Raw genomic sequence first — 14,314 nt, forward strand, 5'->3', positions numbered from 1 at the left:
AGCTCGCTCGGCAGCACCCGGCCTTGGGCCCGGAGTTTTCCGCCCTCAGCTTGGGCTTCCGGCAGGGCCACGGCCACGTAATGACGCCCATCCCCCACGCCGAAGGCCACCGACGAGACCTCGCCAGCGGTTCCCGGGAAGCTGGCACCACAAGCCGCCTGAGCTTCCGCCGCCGAAGCAGAAATGCACCAGATCGCGACTAGTGCCGCAGGGCACCGCCAAAACGAGCAACTCATTCGGAAGAAAAAATCCTTCAGAACTCCTGCTCGCCCGTGGTGCCCGTGGAATTGGGACGCCAGTCAAGCGCGTCCAACTGTTCCACTGGGACAGCCTCCGCCGGTTCCACCTGATACTTCGCCGGTGTCGGCGCGATCGGTTGAACCTGCTCGTGCCTCGGTGAGAGGAGGAAGAGGGCCATTGCGGCGGCGTAAGCCAGACCAGCACCATAAGCCCACTTGGAAGCTCCGAGACCGGATGCCCACGAGGACAAACGGTGCCACCAGCCTGCCGGGCCCGATTTCAGGGCCTCCTCTTCACGCCGACGCTGATGGAAATCCCGGAGGAAGTCATCGAGGAACCCTTCCTCAGGACGCTCATGGCGCTTGAGGGCAAGCAGGGTTCCAATTTCTTCAACAGTCGGCTTCACGGCAATTGATGGTTAATAAATCTAAAATTTCCGCGTTCTTTGCAAGGAATTTTTTCAAATTCCTCACTCCCAGTAGTCCTGCAGCTTCGACTGCAATTGCAGGTGGGCGTAATGCAGGCGTGAACGGACAGTGCCTTCCGAGATCTTCAGGACCTTTGCGATTTCCGCATGCGGGATCCCTTGGACGTCGAACATGGTCACCACCGTTCTATGCGCTTCTGACAGGCTCAACATGGCTTCGTTCAATCTTTTCTGAAGCTCATGAAGTTTGCTCTGCTTCTCGGGATTCGCCATGTGGCTGGAATCCACCAGCGCCGGGTCCATCTGCACCGCGGAATCCATCTCATTCAGGCTCATCCCGCCGCTGCGGCGCTTGCGCTTCTTCAGGAAGTTCAGCGTCATGTTCACCGCGATCTGATAGATCCAGGTGTAGAAACTGGAATGACCGCGGAACTTCGGCAGCGAGTGATAGGCCTTGGCGAAGATCTCCTGGAGCAGGTCGTAGGTGTCCTCCTTGTGGGAGGTCATATTGTAAACAAGGCCATACAGCTTCTCGCCGTATTTCAAGATCAGGGCGTCGAACGCGCGCGTGTCGCCGGTGCGGGCACGCGCCACGAGGTCTTCGTCCGGATCCGGCTGGAGGGGATCATCCGGCATCGTCGGGGGTGGTCGGGGGGTAGGGGTGAACGGGCCCGAGGCTACATGGTTGTGAGCAAGTGTAAAGCAAGGTGTTAGGAGGTGGATCACCTCTCCGGCGGGGGGATCCGGGGCGACGTTCCTCCTCATGCCTCCAGCGTGCTTGACGTCACCGGGCGGCGGGGGCATCCATGCGCCGTGAAGCGAGCGATTCTTTCCGCGCTGGTGATCGGCCTTACCGCTGTGACCGCGCAAGCCCAGGTGGAGGATGCCCCCGCAGCCGTCAAACAGGCGGCGGCGGCGGCCGTGAATGAGATGGGCAAGGAGGTGGTGCTCGGCCACCATCAGGTGGCGATCGACCGCATGTATCCGCCTTACAAGGAGAGCCTCGCGAAAAGCGTAGGCAGCATGGAAAAGCTCCAGGCGCAGCTCGCGGAGGTGCCCAAGAAGATGGCCCAGCAGGGGATTTCGCTCCGCTCCTTCCGCACGGAGGGAGAGCCCGTCGTCTACGAAGTCGATTCCGGCAAGCAGGCCTTGCTCGATGACAAGGGCAAGCCGGTGCTGGATGCGAAGGGCAAGGCGCTCGAAACGATGATCTACAAGAAGTGGCTGGTCGTGATCCCGACCGTCACGGAGATCATGGTCACCGGGAAGCCGGTCCCGAATGAAAACCCCAAGCTCCAAGTGGTCCTGAGCCACAGCTTCCAAGTGGCGATTTCCGACAAGGACAAGAGCGCCTGGTCCTTCATCGATGGTTCCGGGCTGCGCGTCTCGGATTTGCGCCGGCTTTTCTTTAGCTTGCCGGAGACCATGGTTTTACCGGAGATCAGGGGCGAGGAGAAGAAGGACAAATGAGCGGCGCGGCGGGGAAAACAACCATGGGCAAAAAACCGAACAAGCTCCAGGAGGAGGCGACTCTGTACAAGAAGCTCAAGCAGCTATGGCAGCGTGGCCAGAGTGACCTGTGTGAGGTGCGTGGCTCGAAGATCCATGGCAGCGGCGTCTATGCCACCCAGAACATCAAGGCTGGCACCAAGATCATTGAGTACACCGGCGAGTTGATCGACAAGGAGGAGAGCGAGCGCCGCGCCTGGGCCCAGCATGCCCACTCGCAAGAGACCGGCGACGCTGCGGTTTACATCTTCACCCTCACCAGCAAGCTCGACATCGACGGCAACGTGCCTTGGAACACGGCCCGCCTGATCAATCACTCCTGCGATCCGAACTGCGAGGCATGGATCGATGGCAAGAAGATCTTCATCCACGCCCTGAACGACATCAAGACGGGCGATGAGTTGACCTTCGACTACGCCTTCGACGTGGATTGCTACGAGGACCATCCCTGCCTCTGCGGCAAGCCCGGCTGCGTCGGCTACATCGTCAGCCGCGAGCAGTGGCCCCAGCTCAAGCAGAAGCTGGCGGAGAAGGCCGGCAAGTGACCTCTCCGCCATTTTGAGTTCAGGGCCCCTTGGGCTTACCACACTTCCTTGCGGACCGCGAGGTAGCCGTAGATCCCTTCGTCCAGATCTCCCAGCACTGCTTCGTTCAAGCCAAGGCCGTTCGGGGTCTTGAGGTTCATCTCGTTGGCGAAGGTGATACCCGCCCCGCCTTCCAACCACCAGGTGTCGACCAAGCGCCGGTGGACGTGCACGCCAGCCCGGTAGGAGCTGAAATCGATCGTCCGCGATATGTTGTTGTCGTCGATATTCCATGCCCCGCCCGCCGCACGGATATCCACGCCCACGCGCCAGTCCGGCGTGGCATTCCACACCGCGTCGAAGACCGGGCCCAACAATTGGAAGGTCAGGTCGGGTGTCGGTGACCACAGGAAGGCAAGGCCCGGGATCAGCTCCTCATTGCCGAAGGCATCTTCGATCGCGAGGCCGGCACCGAGGTAAAAGGAATCGCTGAACTTGTAGCCCGCGCCAATCGCCGCATCCACAAAGATGTCATCGCTGTCGATGTGGTCGAAGTCGGTGGCCAATGCCGGCCGCAGGTAGGCGCCGCAGATCCACGGCGAGCTGGGAGTGGTGTGAATCAGATAGAGCGGCAGTTCGATCGAATGGAGGTCCTCATCCTTCAGCGGGAAGCCGGGGAGCGTGCCATCATAGCGCAGGAAGGTCCCTTCATAGCGGAAGGTCGGAAGGAAGGTCAGGTCCGGGCCGAAGTTGATCGGCTTACTCAGGAAAGTGTGTAGTTCGACTTGCCAGACATCCAGTTCGCCTAGGCTCTTGTCGAACTCCATGTTGAAAGCGCCGTAGCCGCTCACGCGGAAGGCATCGAACATCAGCAGGGGATTATGTTCTTCGGTTGTGGCAGTCGAAGTTGCCGTGGTGATCGGAGCGCTGCTCCCGGCGAATACTTGGCCCGCGGTGGCGAGTAGGGCGGCGGAGAAGAGAAGGGTCTTTCGGTTCATGCAATCCGCGTCCATTAGCCCAATCTGCCTGTCATGGCTAGAAGGGAAATCTTTATGCGGATCTCGCGTGCCGAACCCTCCGCGAAATTTTGGTTATCGCTTGGCAGGGATTGCATCATGCATGCGCAAGGAGTCTTCCCCCGCCTGCATTCAAAGGGGAGTCGAACGATCCACCCTGTTAGAAAAAGGTCATGCCCGGAGTTAAGGGCGGCGGATCGTCTCACGCCGGCTAGGCCATCGGGCAATCAACCGGCAACACGGCTTCCAACGCCGCGGCCGGAGAATCTCAAGCCACGAACAATTTCACCACCCAGGAAACCAACAGCGCCGTCGCAGACAGCAAGAGCACCAGCAGCAGCAGGCTCTTGCCCTGGGTGCGTCGCTCGTTGCGGATCTGCGTGCGGCTGGCCTTCTCCTCGAATTCGCGGAGACGGCGGCGGTCGGCCAGATCATCAGGCGGCGGCAGGGTGGCCGCCATCTCTTCGGCCTCGCGCAGGATCTTGCGCGGGGCGGCACTGGCATTCGCGATCTGTTCACGCAGCACGCGCTCCCGTTCTTCGAGGGCGCGCAGCTCTTCCATGGCTGGGTCGTCGGCGAGGCTACGGGAAAGGCGCATGTTGAGTGTCATTTCACGAGGTAAACGATGAGGGCGATACCGCCGAGCACCAGCACCGGCAGATTGAATGCGAGCCCATTGCGGAATTGCCGGCCGAAGTCACCGGACAGGATCCGGCGAGCTTTGGCCCCATTGAAGATGTTCGCGCTGCGTGTCCGCGAGAAGTAGTCCGCGGCCTGCGAGAATTCGTCGTCGGCATGCTCGGCGACGGACATTGCGCGCTCGATGCCGGCGGCCATGTTCTCGCGGGTCCAGGCATCCGGATTGATCTTCTCGAGCTTGCCCAAGTGTGCGGCGAGGCACGCACGGCATTGCTCGAGTTCCTCGATCTCTTGCTTCATGTCGATCACCTCGCGGTCGATCCGCGTGACGGTGGCCGACATCTTGTCGGTGAGTTCGGCTTGCGCGGAGATGAACTCGCGCTTGCGGACGTTGAGGCCTTCGACCTCACGCTTCTGCCGTTCCAGCTGTTCGCGCTGCTGCTCCAGTTGCTGGAGTTGTTCCTCGGCGGCGCGCAGTTTGCCTTCGACGTCCTCACCCTGGCGAGCACCTGCCGCCGGGTTGGGATTCATTTCAAGCTGGGTACTGCGGATCTTGATGTGGTGCGTGTGCTCAGGAGCGGGTGGCATTGCCAGTGGCGGGATGCGGAACAGCAAAGAGCTTTTACTCCTACGTAAAAGGGCCTTCCAGAAAAATCATCAATAACTCTTAACGAATCCTTGAAAGGGTGTTCTCGTGAACTATTCTGGCGAATCTGCCCTTTTCTGTCCGAATCCCAAGGAACTCCAATTTTTCACACAAAAGTGCTTTCCAAGTGCCAGGCTTCAAGATGCACATTGTATATTCATTGTATGAAAAACCCCTGTGCGCTTCTCCTGACGCGGGGACCCCGATGGTCCCTCGCACTACTCTCATCATTCGCAGGCTTGGCTGCGGCCGGAGCGGCGACGATCGAAGTCTCCTCCTTGGCAGATTCGGGAACAGGGTCCCTGCGCGAAGCGATCGCGACCGCCGCGGACGGTGACACGATCAAGATTACCGCCACTGGCTCGCTTGGATTGCAGAGTCCTCTGGTTCTCAGTCGGCCGGTAACGGTCAATGGTCCGGGGATCAGCAGCCTGAAGGTCCGGCGTGGCGAGGGCGCTCCCCGTTGCGGAATCTTCGAGGTGTATGCCACCGGTTCCGTGACGCTGCGCGGTATGACCCTGACGGACGGCGACAATCCGGACGCCGGTGGCGCTATCCACCGCAAATCCACCAGTCCGCTGCTTGTCGAGGATTGCCTCTTCATCGCCAACAAAGCCGACGGCTCAGGCGGCGCGATGTGGCTGACAGGAGGTGGCACCGTGACCATCCGCCGCTGCACCCTCCAGGAAAACAAGAGCACGCGTGCCTGGGGCGGCGGGGTTTACCTGGCGGGAGGGAAGCTTGAGGTCTCCGAAAGCTCCTTCACTGGCGGTTCCGCCGCTATTTATGGCGGCGGCTTGCATCTTGCGACCGGTGGGATGGTGGATATCACCAACTGCACTTTCTCGGGAAACACCGCCGCCCGTGCCGGTGGAGCCCTGTCCTGCGAGAGTAACAGTTGGGCAACGATTCTCAGCTCCACGATGACTCTCAACGATCGGGACGCCATCTACAATGCCGGGGCCAAGGTCAGCATCGGCAATAGCATCATTTCCGGAAATACGAACGGCTACGATTACTCTGCCCTCGGATCCTACGGCTATGTCACCTCGCTGGGCTACAACCTGATTGGCACGTTTCGAGGGACGGGCTCAGGCTTCACCCAGCCGGGCGACAAGACCGGTGTGACGAATCCCAAGCTCCAGCCGCTGGGCTACTATGGCGGTAGTAATCCGGTGCATCCGCCGCAGCTCGATAGCGTGGATGTCATCGATCGCGGCCTCAGAACCCTGGACAACGTCACCCTCACGACCGACCAGCATGGCAAGCCACGGCCAGTGCTTGTCCCGGGGCATGAGGCTGCCGCGGGCGGAGACCGCAGCGACATTGGGGCCATCGAGGTTCAGGGTGCTCCCCAGTACGGGCCGATCCTGGTGGTCAACCGTACCGAGGACACCGACGATGGCGTGGCCAGCGAATTCCACTGCACGCTGCGCGAGGCCATGCGCGCCGCGAACTGGTCCTCGTCCACCGGCACGACCGTCCGCTTTGATCCGGCGGTCTTCGGACCAGGCAAGCCGCCACGGGTGATCTCTCTGGCTTCGGAACTGCCGCGGATCAACTACCGGATGAGCATCGAAGGACCGGGCGCAAAGTTCTTAACCGTGCGCCGCGGGAGTGAATCCAAGTTCAGCGTGTTCTCGATCGGTGAGAGAAGTGCCTCGGGAACGATCTCCGGACTTACGATCGCGAATGGCTACGACGGCCTCGGTGGTGGCATTTACGTCTTCAGCAGTGGGCAGTTGGCCCTGACCGATTGCCACGTGACCAACTGCCGCGCCGACTACGAGGGCGGCGGGGTCTTCTGCAAGGATGGTAAGGTGGTCATCAAAGGCTGCACCTTTTTCGCCAACCGCGCCGGCACCACGGCTGCCGCCGTGTCCCATGGCTTCGGTGAGGCGAGCATCGAGAACAGCACCTTCCAGGGCAACACCGCGGTCAATGGTCCGGGGACCATCACCACTGACGGCACCATGAGCCTGACGGCCTGCACCATCGTGGACAACTACCCGAGTGGCATCGGCGGCTTGGGGGCGACCCCGGCCCTGACTGCCCGCAATTGCATCATCACCCGCAACTACAAGACCGACGTAGACAGCAATGTCGTCTCGGGCGGCTTCAACCTCGTGCGCTTCGGCAACAAGACCTTCGTCAATGGCGTGAATGGCGACCAGACTGACGTGTTGGATCCCAAGCTCGGGCCACTCAAGGACAACGGTGGTCGCACCTTCACCATGGCGCCGCAGTTCGGTAGCCCAGTGCTCGACAAGGGGGCTTCTTCCGGCCTCACCGTGGATCAACGCGGCTTCAAGCGGCCCTTCGATCTCCCCGCGCTCCCACCGGCACAGGGCGGCGACCACGCGGATATCGGCGCTTTCGAGCTTGGCAGGATGACCTTTGCAGAATGGCAGCGTCAGGCCTTCACGGATGAGCAGCTTGCAAGCGCGGTCGCCGCGCCCGGGGGCGATGCCAATGACTCCCGCGTGCCGAATACCCTGAAGCATCTCTTCGGCCTCGATCCCTTGCAGCCGCTCGATGCCGAAGCCCTCAAGGCCTTGCCGCAGCTCATTCCCAGTGTGGAGGATGGTCGTTGCTACCTGACGATCACTTATCGCCGCAGCGCGCTCTACGCGGGGCCGCAAGAAGTCGTGGAAATTTCCCCCGATCTCAAGGAGTGGAAGCCCGCGGTCGTCGTGCGTTCTTCCTCCCTGCCTTCTGCGGAGGCCAGCCTCAGCAGCGTGGTCTCCGTCACCGTGGATGTCACCGACATGCCCAAGGCCTACCTGCGCGTGTCGCAGCCGGACTAGTTTCCAAGGCAGAACCCTTTTCCAGCAAGGTCAGGCGGGGGGCGGCGCGCTATCCTTCGGGATAGCGACGTTCACGGCATGCGCCGTCCCTCGTCTTCTTGTGGTGTGATCATGCCGTGTGGACCGCCCTACGCAGGATGACGCCCTAGCGATCACTCGTGCGTCCAGAACACCAACTCATTCCGCACCTCCGCTTCACCGGAGTCCACCTGCTTCCATGAAAACCGGGCGCACAAATGCGGCTGCTTCACATACCCGCGCTTGGTCCAGAAGACGTCGTTCGGCCGGTAGTCCACCGGACATAGCGGATGATCCTTCGACCGGATCACCGAGCAGAAGCAGGTCTTTTGTAAGCCAAGCTCCCGCGCGTGTTCTTCGCGTCCGTCGAAGAAGCGGTGGCCGATGCCCTTGCCGCGCCATGCGCGGTCTAACACCGACTCGCCGCAATAGAACCATTCGCCCGGCGCGAGATCGGCGGCGATGAAGGGTGCTTGGAAGGATTCATCCGCCTCCGCCAGCGGCAGACCCGTGGAGACGCCCACGATCTTCCCGTCGCCAAAGGCCAGCACGAAGACACTGCGCGGGCATTCGCCGTAGTGGCCAAGATATTCGCGCTCGGATTGGATGCTGCCCTCGTAGAGGTAGGGGAACTCGCGGAACACGGAGATCCGCAGCCGTGCCGCATCCTCCAGATAGTCCAGCACGCCTGCTCCCGTGACCCGGCGGATCTCGATGCCCATGCACGAGACTGGCGATAATCCCGTCCGCTCGGCAAGCGCGCTCAACCAACAGGGGGCATAGAAATCCGTGTTACTTCCCTCCCTCCAGGACATGGTAAGATGAATCACCCGTCTCCGCTTCCTGATGAATTGCCGCACCGCCATCGTCCTGCTTGCCACCGCGACCGCTTTGCTCGCGGAGCCCGTCCAGCTCTCCGGCATCTATCCCAGCCTCGCCACCTTCAATGAGGAGGGCGAGTGCGGCACCGGTGCCGTGGTTCCCTGGGCCGGGCGGCTCTGGGTAGTGAGCTATGCCCCCCATGCTCCGAAGGGCTCCACCGACAAGCTCTACGAGATCACCCCTGATCTCCAGCAGATCGTGCGCGAGGAAAGCATCGGCGGCACGCCGGCGAACCGCATGATCCACAAGGAGAGCAAGCAGCTCTTCATCGGCCCCTATGCGATCGGTGGCGATGGCCAATTACGCTCCATCCCGTACTCCGCGATGTTCGGGCGGCCGACTGGCAATGCCCGCCACCTCAGGGATCCCGCTGGCAAGATCTACTACGCCACGATGGAGGAGGGGATCTACGAGGTGGACGTGAAGACCCTCACCGTCACCGAACTCTGGCGCGATGAGCAGCTCAAGGGCGGGCGCAAGGCGGATCTACCCGGTTATCACGGCAAGGGCTTCTACTCCGGCCAAGGCCGCCTGATCTACGCCAATAACGGCGACCACGCCGCCGAAGCCACCACCAATCCCGAAATCCCCTCCGGGGTTCTCGCCGAGTGGGATGGCAAGGCCAAGGCCTGGACCGTCGTCCGCCGCAATCAGTTCACCGAGGTCACCGGCCCCGGTGGCATCGAGGGCAATCCCGCGCCGGACAGCGACCCGGTCTGGTCGATCGGCTGGGATTATCGCTCTCTTATCCTCGCCTGCCTGCACGGCGGCCAGTGGCATTTCTGGCGCTTGCCGAAGGGTTCTCATTCCTACGATGGCGCGCACGGCTGGAATACCGAGTGGCCGCGCATCCGCGACGTCGGGGAGAAGGACTATCTCATGACCATGCACGGCACCTTCTGGAATTTCCCGAAGGACTTCACGCCGGCTCATTCCGCGGGCATCACGCCGCGCTCGAATTACCTCAAGGTCGTCGGTGACTTCTGCCGCTGGAACGATCGCTTGGTCTTCGGCTGCGACGACACCGCGAAGTCGGAGTTCCTGAACAAGCGCAAGGCCAAGGGCGAGATCGCCGCTCCGCAGTCGCAATCCAATCTGTGGTTCACCACTCCCGCGCAGCTCGATCAACTCGGCCCCGCCATTGGTCGCGGCGCGGTCTGGAGCAAGGATGCCGTGGAAGCTGGCAAGCCATCGGACGCCTATCTTCTCTCCGGCTATGAGCGCAAGAGCCTGCACCTGTCCCGGGCTTCCGCGGCCAGCCCTGCCACCATCTCGGTTGAGGTTGACGAAGCGGGCGATGGAACTTGGAAGAAGGCCCGGGAGATCCAGCTCGAAGGGCTTTACCAGTGGACGGATCTCTCCGATCTGAAAGGGGCTTGGGTCCGTTTGGTGTCGAGCCTTCCCCTCGAGGGCACCACCGCTCTCTTCCAATATTCCAACGCGGATACCCGCAGCGACTCTGCGGACGAAATCTTCAAGGGCCTGGCATCGGCCAGTGATTCCGCCGTCGACGGTGGCTTGGTCCGGTCCTTGGGCGGTAACAAACGCAGGCTCGGTCTCCTTCCTACGAATGCCAGCGACGCCACCAGCGCCTACGAACTCACCGCTGATCTCAAGCTGGCCAAATCAGCCGACCCCGCCCTCGCCGGAGACCTGCGTGAAAATACGGCCATCCCCAAGGCGGTCCTCACCCGCGATGAGGCCTCGCTCATCTATACCGACGACAAGGGCAAGCGCTGGCGTCTGCCGCTGGGTCCGGCGAATGCCACGAGCCCGCTGGGCGATCTGCGTGTCTGCCGCGAGGTGGCGACCGAGCGCGATCTCTTCCATGCCGGTGGCACCTTCTACGAGCTGCCTGCCGAAAATGCCGGCGGCTTCGCAAAGGCCCGCGCCATCGCGACCAGTGATCGCCTCGTCCACGATTTCTGCTCCTTCCGCGGGCTCTTCATCATGACCGGTGTCGCGGCGGGGCAGGGGAGTGGCAATCCGCACATCATCCGTTCCGATGATGGCAAGGCGGCCCTCTGGGCTGGCGCCATCGATGACCTTTGGCAGATCGGCAAGCCGCGCGGCAAAGGCGGCCCGTGGAACAACACCGCGGTCAAGGCAGGCCAAGCTTCCGATCCCTATCTCATGACCGGCTTCGACCATAAGTCGCTCGAGCTTTCCTCCGACCGGCCCGCGACCCTTACCGCGGAGGTGGACCTCACCGGCACCGGCCAGTGGGTTCCCTATCGCTCCTTTGAGGTCAAGGACAGGGCGACCTGTGAGTTTCCCGCCGCCTTCCAAGCCTACTGGATCCGCTTCACCTGCGATCACGACGCCACAGTGGGTGCTCAGCTCACCTACCGGTGAGGGACCTACTCAGGCGTGTTACGTAAATCCACCTGCCAACTACCATACAACCTTTGGCCATCTCGTGACATCTTCCTTATGTCATGAGCGAGTCACGCGACTCTCACCCAGAGGGGTCGCGCGACCAAATCCGGTGGTTTCCCGTATGCCCTGCGGGAGGAGCCCCTGGACCTGCGGGTCCGGGGGCTCTCAGCCTTCGGTCTTGCCGTCCGGGGCGTCCGTCGTTTTTTCCTGCTCCGCCTCCGCGAGCTTGATGAATTCCTCGCGGACTTTCTCGATTTCCTCCTCCGAGAGGTCTTCAAGGTTCAGTAGCGAATTGTTTGCGCTCTTCTGCACCTTGATCAGTTCATCCAGCTTGATTTGCAGGGCTTCCGAATCGCGGTTCTGCGAGTTCTGGATCAGGAAGACCATCAGGAAGGTCACGATCGTGGTGCTGGTATTGACCATCAATTGCCAGGTATCGCTGAAGCCAAACAGCGGGCCTGAAGCGGCCCAGATGACGATTAGCGCAATCGCCGTCAGGAAGGTGGCCGGTCGCCCGGCATAGTGCGCCGTCTTCTTCGCAAACTTCCCGAACCATGACGAGCTGTCAGTCCTCATCCCGGGAATCTAACGCCATTCCCGCCGTCTGCCACTTTCAGGACGCCTTTCCCGAAATCTGAAGTCTGAAACCTGGCAAACTTACTCTCCCCTCAAATGTTTCAGGCATTCCGCAATTGCTGGGAGCAGCAGTGGTAAACACTCCCCGATCGCCTTCGGATTCCCCGGCAAATTCACGATCAGGGTCTGGCCCCGCGTCCCCGCCGTGGATCGCGACAGGATCGCCGTAGGCACCTTGGCAAAACTCTGCATCCGCATCACCTCGCCGAAACCCGGCAGCTCGCGCTCTAGCACGGCCCGCGTTGCCTCCGGCGTCACATCGCGCGGCGAGGGACCAGTGCCGCCGGTGGTCACCACCAGATCGCAGCGATCCTCATCCGCCAGTTGCTTCAAGAGTACCTCGATCTCCTCGCGCTCGTCTGGCATCACGATCCGCAGCCATTCGATTTCGCCCGCCTGAGCTTCGCCCAGGATCCGCTCGATCTCCGGTCCACTGCGATCCTCGTAGATCCCCTTGCTCGCCCGGTCGCTCAGGGTCAGCCGCGCCACTTTCATCGTCGCTTCACTCCTTGATCTTTTCCGTCACGCGGATGCCACCGATGACCATGCCTTTGTCCACCGCCTTGCACATGTCGTAGATCGTCAGCCCCGCGACCGACACCGCGGTCAGAGCTTCCATCTCCACTCCAGTCTTCGCAGAGGTGCTCGAGACCGCGCGGATCGCCACGCCATCGTCCAGCACTTCGAAATCCACATCCACGCTGTCGAGCGGCAGCCCGTGGCACAGCGGGATCAACTCATCCGTCCGCTTCGCCGCCTGAATCGCCGCGATCCGCGCCACCGTCAGCACATCGCCCTTCGGCAGTGCCTTGTCGCGCAGCGCCTGAACCGTCGTCGGCGCGCACTGCACGAATCCCTCTGCCACAGCGCGCCGCCGTTGCACCGGCTTCGCGCCGACATCCACCATGCGCGCCGTACCATCGGCATCCAAATGCGAAAACTCGGGAGAGGACATGCTTCTGAGGGTTAGACCTGTGCTTCCAAGGCCTCGCGGGAGAAGGTTGAGAAAACTTGCTTCGGGGGGAGTACCAAAAGCGATTCGGGATAGTAGTCGAAACTCACGGAAAATGGGCGGTGTGCCGTCTGAATTGCCTCAAGGGCCGCTGCGAGAGCCGTAAAGGGTGCAACCCGGGCTTTTGGCACGATCGTGATCCAAGGAATCTGGTCGACATATCGATAGCCGCTGAAGTCAGCATCGGCACCGTGACCTTCCGTAAATGATCCATGGCGACCGAGGACCGCTGCTAGATGATCGAATAAGAGGTCGTACTCAGCATCGGGAATCACCCCGTTCTCGCCGTCGCCGTGCTCAAGGCAGAAGCTGGAGCCGATCTGCTCGATCTTACCCGAGTCCGCCTTCTTGTAGTCGAAATCCTTCATCACGATTCGCTGCGCCATTGTGATCAACCGCTCACCAGCAGCAGCGTCTTCGCCACACCCTCCACAGGGGAGCCCGGATTGACAAGCACCAGCGCGTTCGTCCGCTGCAGCGAAAACGTATCCCCGGAGGTCGACCATCGCTGCGGCTTTGCCACAAGCCTGCCCGCCTCCGCTTCCACCCGCGTCGGCCAATAGGTCTCCCGCGGATCCGGCTTCAGCGCCTCTCCCGCTGCCAGGGGCAAGTCCACCCAATCCCACGCCACGGGACCACCGGCCAGCAGCTCCAGCACCAGCCGGATCGCTACGTGGAAGCAGACGAAGTGCGACACCGGATTCCCCGGGATCACGAAGGCCACCTGCCGCTCCTTGGTCGCGAAGGTCAGCGGCTTGCCCGGCCGCAAGTTCACCTTGTCGAAGTGGATCGTGAAACCCAGTTCCCGTAGCACCCGCGCCCCGAAGTCATAGTCGCCCACGCTCGCCCCGCCTGAGATCAGGAGCAGATCGCAAGGTTCCTCGCACATCGCCGCCATGGCGGCCGGATCGTCCCCGCAGCGGGTGGAGTGCAGGACTGCCCCGCCATGGTCAGCCACCAGTGCGGCCAGCAGCGTTGAATTGGTGTCGCGGATCATGCCTTCCTTCGGCTGCTCCGCGGGCGCCACCAGCTCCTCGCCTGTCGCCACATGGTGGATCACCGGCAGCCGCGTCACCCGCGGTTCCACCGCCCCCACCTGCGCCAGCATCGCCAGCTCCGTGGCTCCCAGCCGCGTCCCGGCCGGCAGGATTACGGCTCCCACCTCCGCTTCCGAACCCTTTGGCCGGATGAAGCGGTTCTCCGGAAACTCCGCAATCCGCACCCGCTCCCCATCCCTCTGCACTAGTTCCTGCGGGATCACCCGCCCGCCACCCTCCGGCACCAGCGCCCCCGTGAAAATCCGCATCGCCTCCCCCACAGACAGCGCCCGTCCCGGCACCGCCCCTGCCTGAATCTCTCCGACCACCGGAAATTCCCCGGGTACCGCCTCCCCGCCAATCACATAGCCATCCATCATCGCCCGGTCGCCGGAAGGATAACAGGCATCTGCCAAGACCTCTTCCGCCAGCACCCGCCCCCGCGCCTCAGCCAGTGGCACCGCCACTGCATTCAGCGGATGCACTGCCGCCGCTATCCGTGACCGCGCTTCCTCCAGTGAAATCATGCCACCAGCTCTACA

16 protein-coding genes are annotated in these 14,314 nt (G+C 62.0%); 4 read left to right on the top strand and 12 right to left on the bottom strand.

Annotated elements, in window-relative coordinates:
- The 3 genes from BV071_RS35680 to BV071_RS23950 form a co-directional block, all read right to left on the bottom strand.
- Positions 1–236: hypothetical protein (locus tag BV071_RS35680; protein ID WP_265594802.1), on the bottom strand; the 236-nt coding region annotated here is incomplete at its 3' end.
- Between the two features lie 17 nt (positions 237–253).
- Complete coding sequence (locus BV071_RS35685; RefSeq protein WP_265594803.1) at positions 254–646, bottom strand: hypothetical protein; 393 nt, start codon at positions 644–646, stop codon at positions 254–256.
- Positions 647–709: 63 nt separating this feature from the next.
- Complete coding sequence (locus tag BV071_RS23950; RefSeq protein ID WP_035612520.1) at positions 710–1,303, bottom strand: sigma-70 family RNA polymerase sigma factor; 594 nt, start codon at positions 1,301–1,303, stop codon at positions 710–712.
- Positions 1,304–1,480: 177 nt separating this feature from the next.
- Between BV071_RS23950 and BV071_RS23955 the strand changes: the two genes are divergently transcribed.
- Both BV071_RS23955 and BV071_RS23960 read left to right on the top strand, forming a co-directional pair.
- Positions 1,481–2,137, top strand: coding sequence for a hypothetical protein (locus BV071_RS23955; protein ID WP_035612522.1), 657 nt, complete (start codon positions 1,481–1,483; stop codon positions 2,135–2,137).
- A 23-nt stretch (positions 2,138–2,160) separates the two neighbouring features.
- The gene (locus BV071_RS23960; protein ID WP_265594804.1) at positions 2,161–2,721 is read left to right on the top strand and encodes an SET domain-containing protein-lysine N-methyltransferase; all 561 of its coding nucleotides are present in this window, start codon (positions 2,161–2,163) and stop codon (positions 2,719–2,721) included.
- Positions 2,722–2,756: 35 nt separating this feature from the next.
- Here the strand turns inward: BV071_RS23960 and BV071_RS23965 are convergent, their stop codons facing one another.
- The 3 genes from BV071_RS23965 to BV071_RS23975 form a co-directional block, all read right to left on the bottom strand.
- Positions 2,757–3,698 carry a DUF6268 family outer membrane beta-barrel protein gene (locus BV071_RS23965; protein ID WP_265594805.1) on the bottom strand — a complete coding sequence of 314 codons (942 nt, stop codon included), beginning with the start codon at positions 3,696–3,698 and terminating at the stop codon, positions 2,757–2,759.
- A 286-nt stretch (positions 3,699–3,984) separates the two neighbouring features.
- Positions 3,985–4,314 (bottom strand): hypothetical protein, encoded by a 330-nt coding sequence (locus tag BV071_RS23970; RefSeq protein WP_035612526.1) that lies wholly within the window; start codon positions 4,312–4,314, stop codon positions 3,985–3,987.
- 8 nt (positions 4,315–4,322) lie between these two features.
- Positions 4,323–4,943, bottom strand: coding sequence for a hypothetical protein (locus tag BV071_RS23975; RefSeq protein ID WP_035612528.1), 621 nt, complete (start codon positions 4,941–4,943; stop codon positions 4,323–4,325).
- A gap of 297 nt (positions 4,944–5,240) precedes the next feature.
- On the opposite strand from BV071_RS23975, the gene BV071_RS23980 reads away from it, so the two are divergent.
- Positions 5,241–7,808, top strand: a complete 2,568-nt coding sequence (locus BV071_RS23980; RefSeq protein WP_035612531.1) for a choice-of-anchor Q domain-containing protein — start codon at positions 5,241–5,243, stop codon at positions 7,806–7,808.
- Positions 7,809–7,960: 152 nt separating this feature from the next.
- Here BV071_RS23980 and BV071_RS23985 read toward each other — a convergent pair whose 3' ends face one another.
- On the bottom strand, positions 7,961–8,548 hold the full coding sequence (locus BV071_RS23985; protein WP_265594806.1) for a GNAT family N-acetyltransferase: 588 nt from the start codon (positions 8,546–8,548) through the stop codon (positions 7,961–7,963).
- A gap of 124 nt (positions 8,549–8,672) precedes the next feature.
- Between BV071_RS23985 and BV071_RS23990 the strand changes: the two genes are divergently transcribed.
- The gene (locus tag BV071_RS23990) at positions 8,673–11,063 is read left to right on the top strand and encodes a hypothetical protein (protein ID WP_035612534.1); all 2,391 of its coding nucleotides are present in this window, start codon (positions 8,673–8,675) and stop codon (positions 11,061–11,063) included.
- Between the two features lie 189 nt (positions 11,064–11,252).
- Here BV071_RS23990 and BV071_RS23995 read toward each other — a convergent pair whose 3' ends face one another.
- From BV071_RS23995 to BV071_RS24015, 5 genes are all read right to left on the bottom strand, one after another.
- On the bottom strand, positions 11,253–11,663 hold the full coding sequence (locus BV071_RS23995; protein ID WP_052573822.1) for a low affinity iron permease family protein: 411 nt from the start codon (positions 11,661–11,663) through the stop codon (positions 11,253–11,255).
- Positions 11,664–11,744: 81 nt separating this feature from the next.
- Complete coding sequence (gene mog / locus BV071_RS24000) at positions 11,745–12,218, bottom strand: molybdopterin adenylyltransferase (protein ID WP_035612536.1); 474 nt, start codon at positions 12,216–12,218, stop codon at positions 11,745–11,747.
- A gap of 7 nt (positions 12,219–12,225) precedes the next feature.
- On the bottom strand, positions 12,226–12,678 hold the full coding sequence (gene moaC / locus BV071_RS24005) for a cyclic pyranopterin monophosphate synthase MoaC (RefSeq protein ID WP_035612538.1): 453 nt from the start codon (positions 12,676–12,678) through the stop codon (positions 12,226–12,228).
- An 11-nt stretch (positions 12,679–12,689) separates the two neighbouring features.
- The gene (locus tag BV071_RS24010; RefSeq protein ID WP_035612539.1) at positions 12,690–13,103 is read right to left on the bottom strand and encodes a hypothetical protein; all 414 of its coding nucleotides are present in this window, start codon (positions 13,101–13,103) and stop codon (positions 12,690–12,692) included.
- A gap of 23 nt (positions 13,104–13,126) precedes the next feature.
- A complete protein-coding gene (locus BV071_RS24015; RefSeq protein WP_052573823.1) occupies positions 13,127–14,299 on the bottom strand; it encodes a molybdopterin molybdotransferase MoeA in 1,173 nt (390 codons plus the stop codon).
- Positions 14,300–14,314: the final 15 nt, after the last annotated feature.

It is taken from the genome of Haloferula sp. BvORR071 (assembly GCF_000739615.1).
Taxonomy (GTDB): domain Bacteria; phylum Verrucomicrobiota; class Verrucomicrobiia; order Verrucomicrobiales; family Akkermansiaceae; genus Haloferula.

Excerpts from the sequence above, each read along its gene's own strand:
- BV071_RS23985 (WP_265594806.1), bottom strand. The coding sequence starts at position 8,548 with ATGGGCATCGAGATCCGCCGGGTCACGGGAGCAGGCGTGCTGGACTAT.
- BV071_RS23965 (WP_265594805.1), bottom strand. The coding sequence starts at position 3,698 with ATGAACCGAAAGACCCTTCTCTTCTCCGCCGCCCTACTCGCCACCGCG.
- BV071_RS23995 (WP_052573822.1), bottom strand. The coding sequence starts at position 11,663 with ATGAGGACTGACAGCTCGTCATGGTTCGGGAAGTTTGCGAAGAAGACG.
- BV071_RS23960 (WP_265594804.1), top strand. The coding sequence starts at position 2,161 with ATGGGCAAAAAACCGAACAAGCTCCAGGAGGAGGCGACTCTGTACAAG.
- moaC (WP_035612538.1), bottom strand. The coding sequence starts at position 12,678 with ATGTCCTCTCCCGAGTTTTCGCATTTGGATGCCGATGGTACGGCGCGC.
- BV071_RS24015 (WP_052573823.1), bottom strand. The coding sequence starts at position 14,299 with ATGATTTCACTGGAGGAAGCGCGGTCACGGATAGCGGCGGCAGTGCAT.
- mog (WP_035612536.1), bottom strand. The coding sequence starts at position 12,218 with ATGAAAGTGGCGCGGCTGACCCTGAGCGACCGGGCGAGCAAGGGGATC.
- BV071_RS23975 (WP_035612528.1), bottom strand. The coding sequence starts at position 4,943 with ATGCCACCCGCTCCTGAGCACACGCACCACATCAAGATCCGCAGTACC.
- BV071_RS23990 (WP_035612534.1), top strand. The coding sequence starts at position 8,673 with ATGAATTGCCGCACCGCCATCGTCCTGCTTGCCACCGCGACCGCTTTG.
- BV071_RS24010 (WP_035612539.1), bottom strand. The coding sequence starts at position 13,103 with ATGAAGGATTTCGACTACAAGAAGGCGGACTCGGGTAAGATCGAGCAG.
- BV071_RS23970 (WP_035612526.1), bottom strand. The coding sequence starts at position 4,314 with ATGCGCCTTTCCCGTAGCCTCGCCGACGACCCAGCCATGGAAGAGCTG.
- BV071_RS23950 (WP_035612520.1), bottom strand. The coding sequence starts at position 1,303 with ATGCCGGATGATCCCCTCCAGCCGGATCCGGACGAAGACCTCGTGGCG.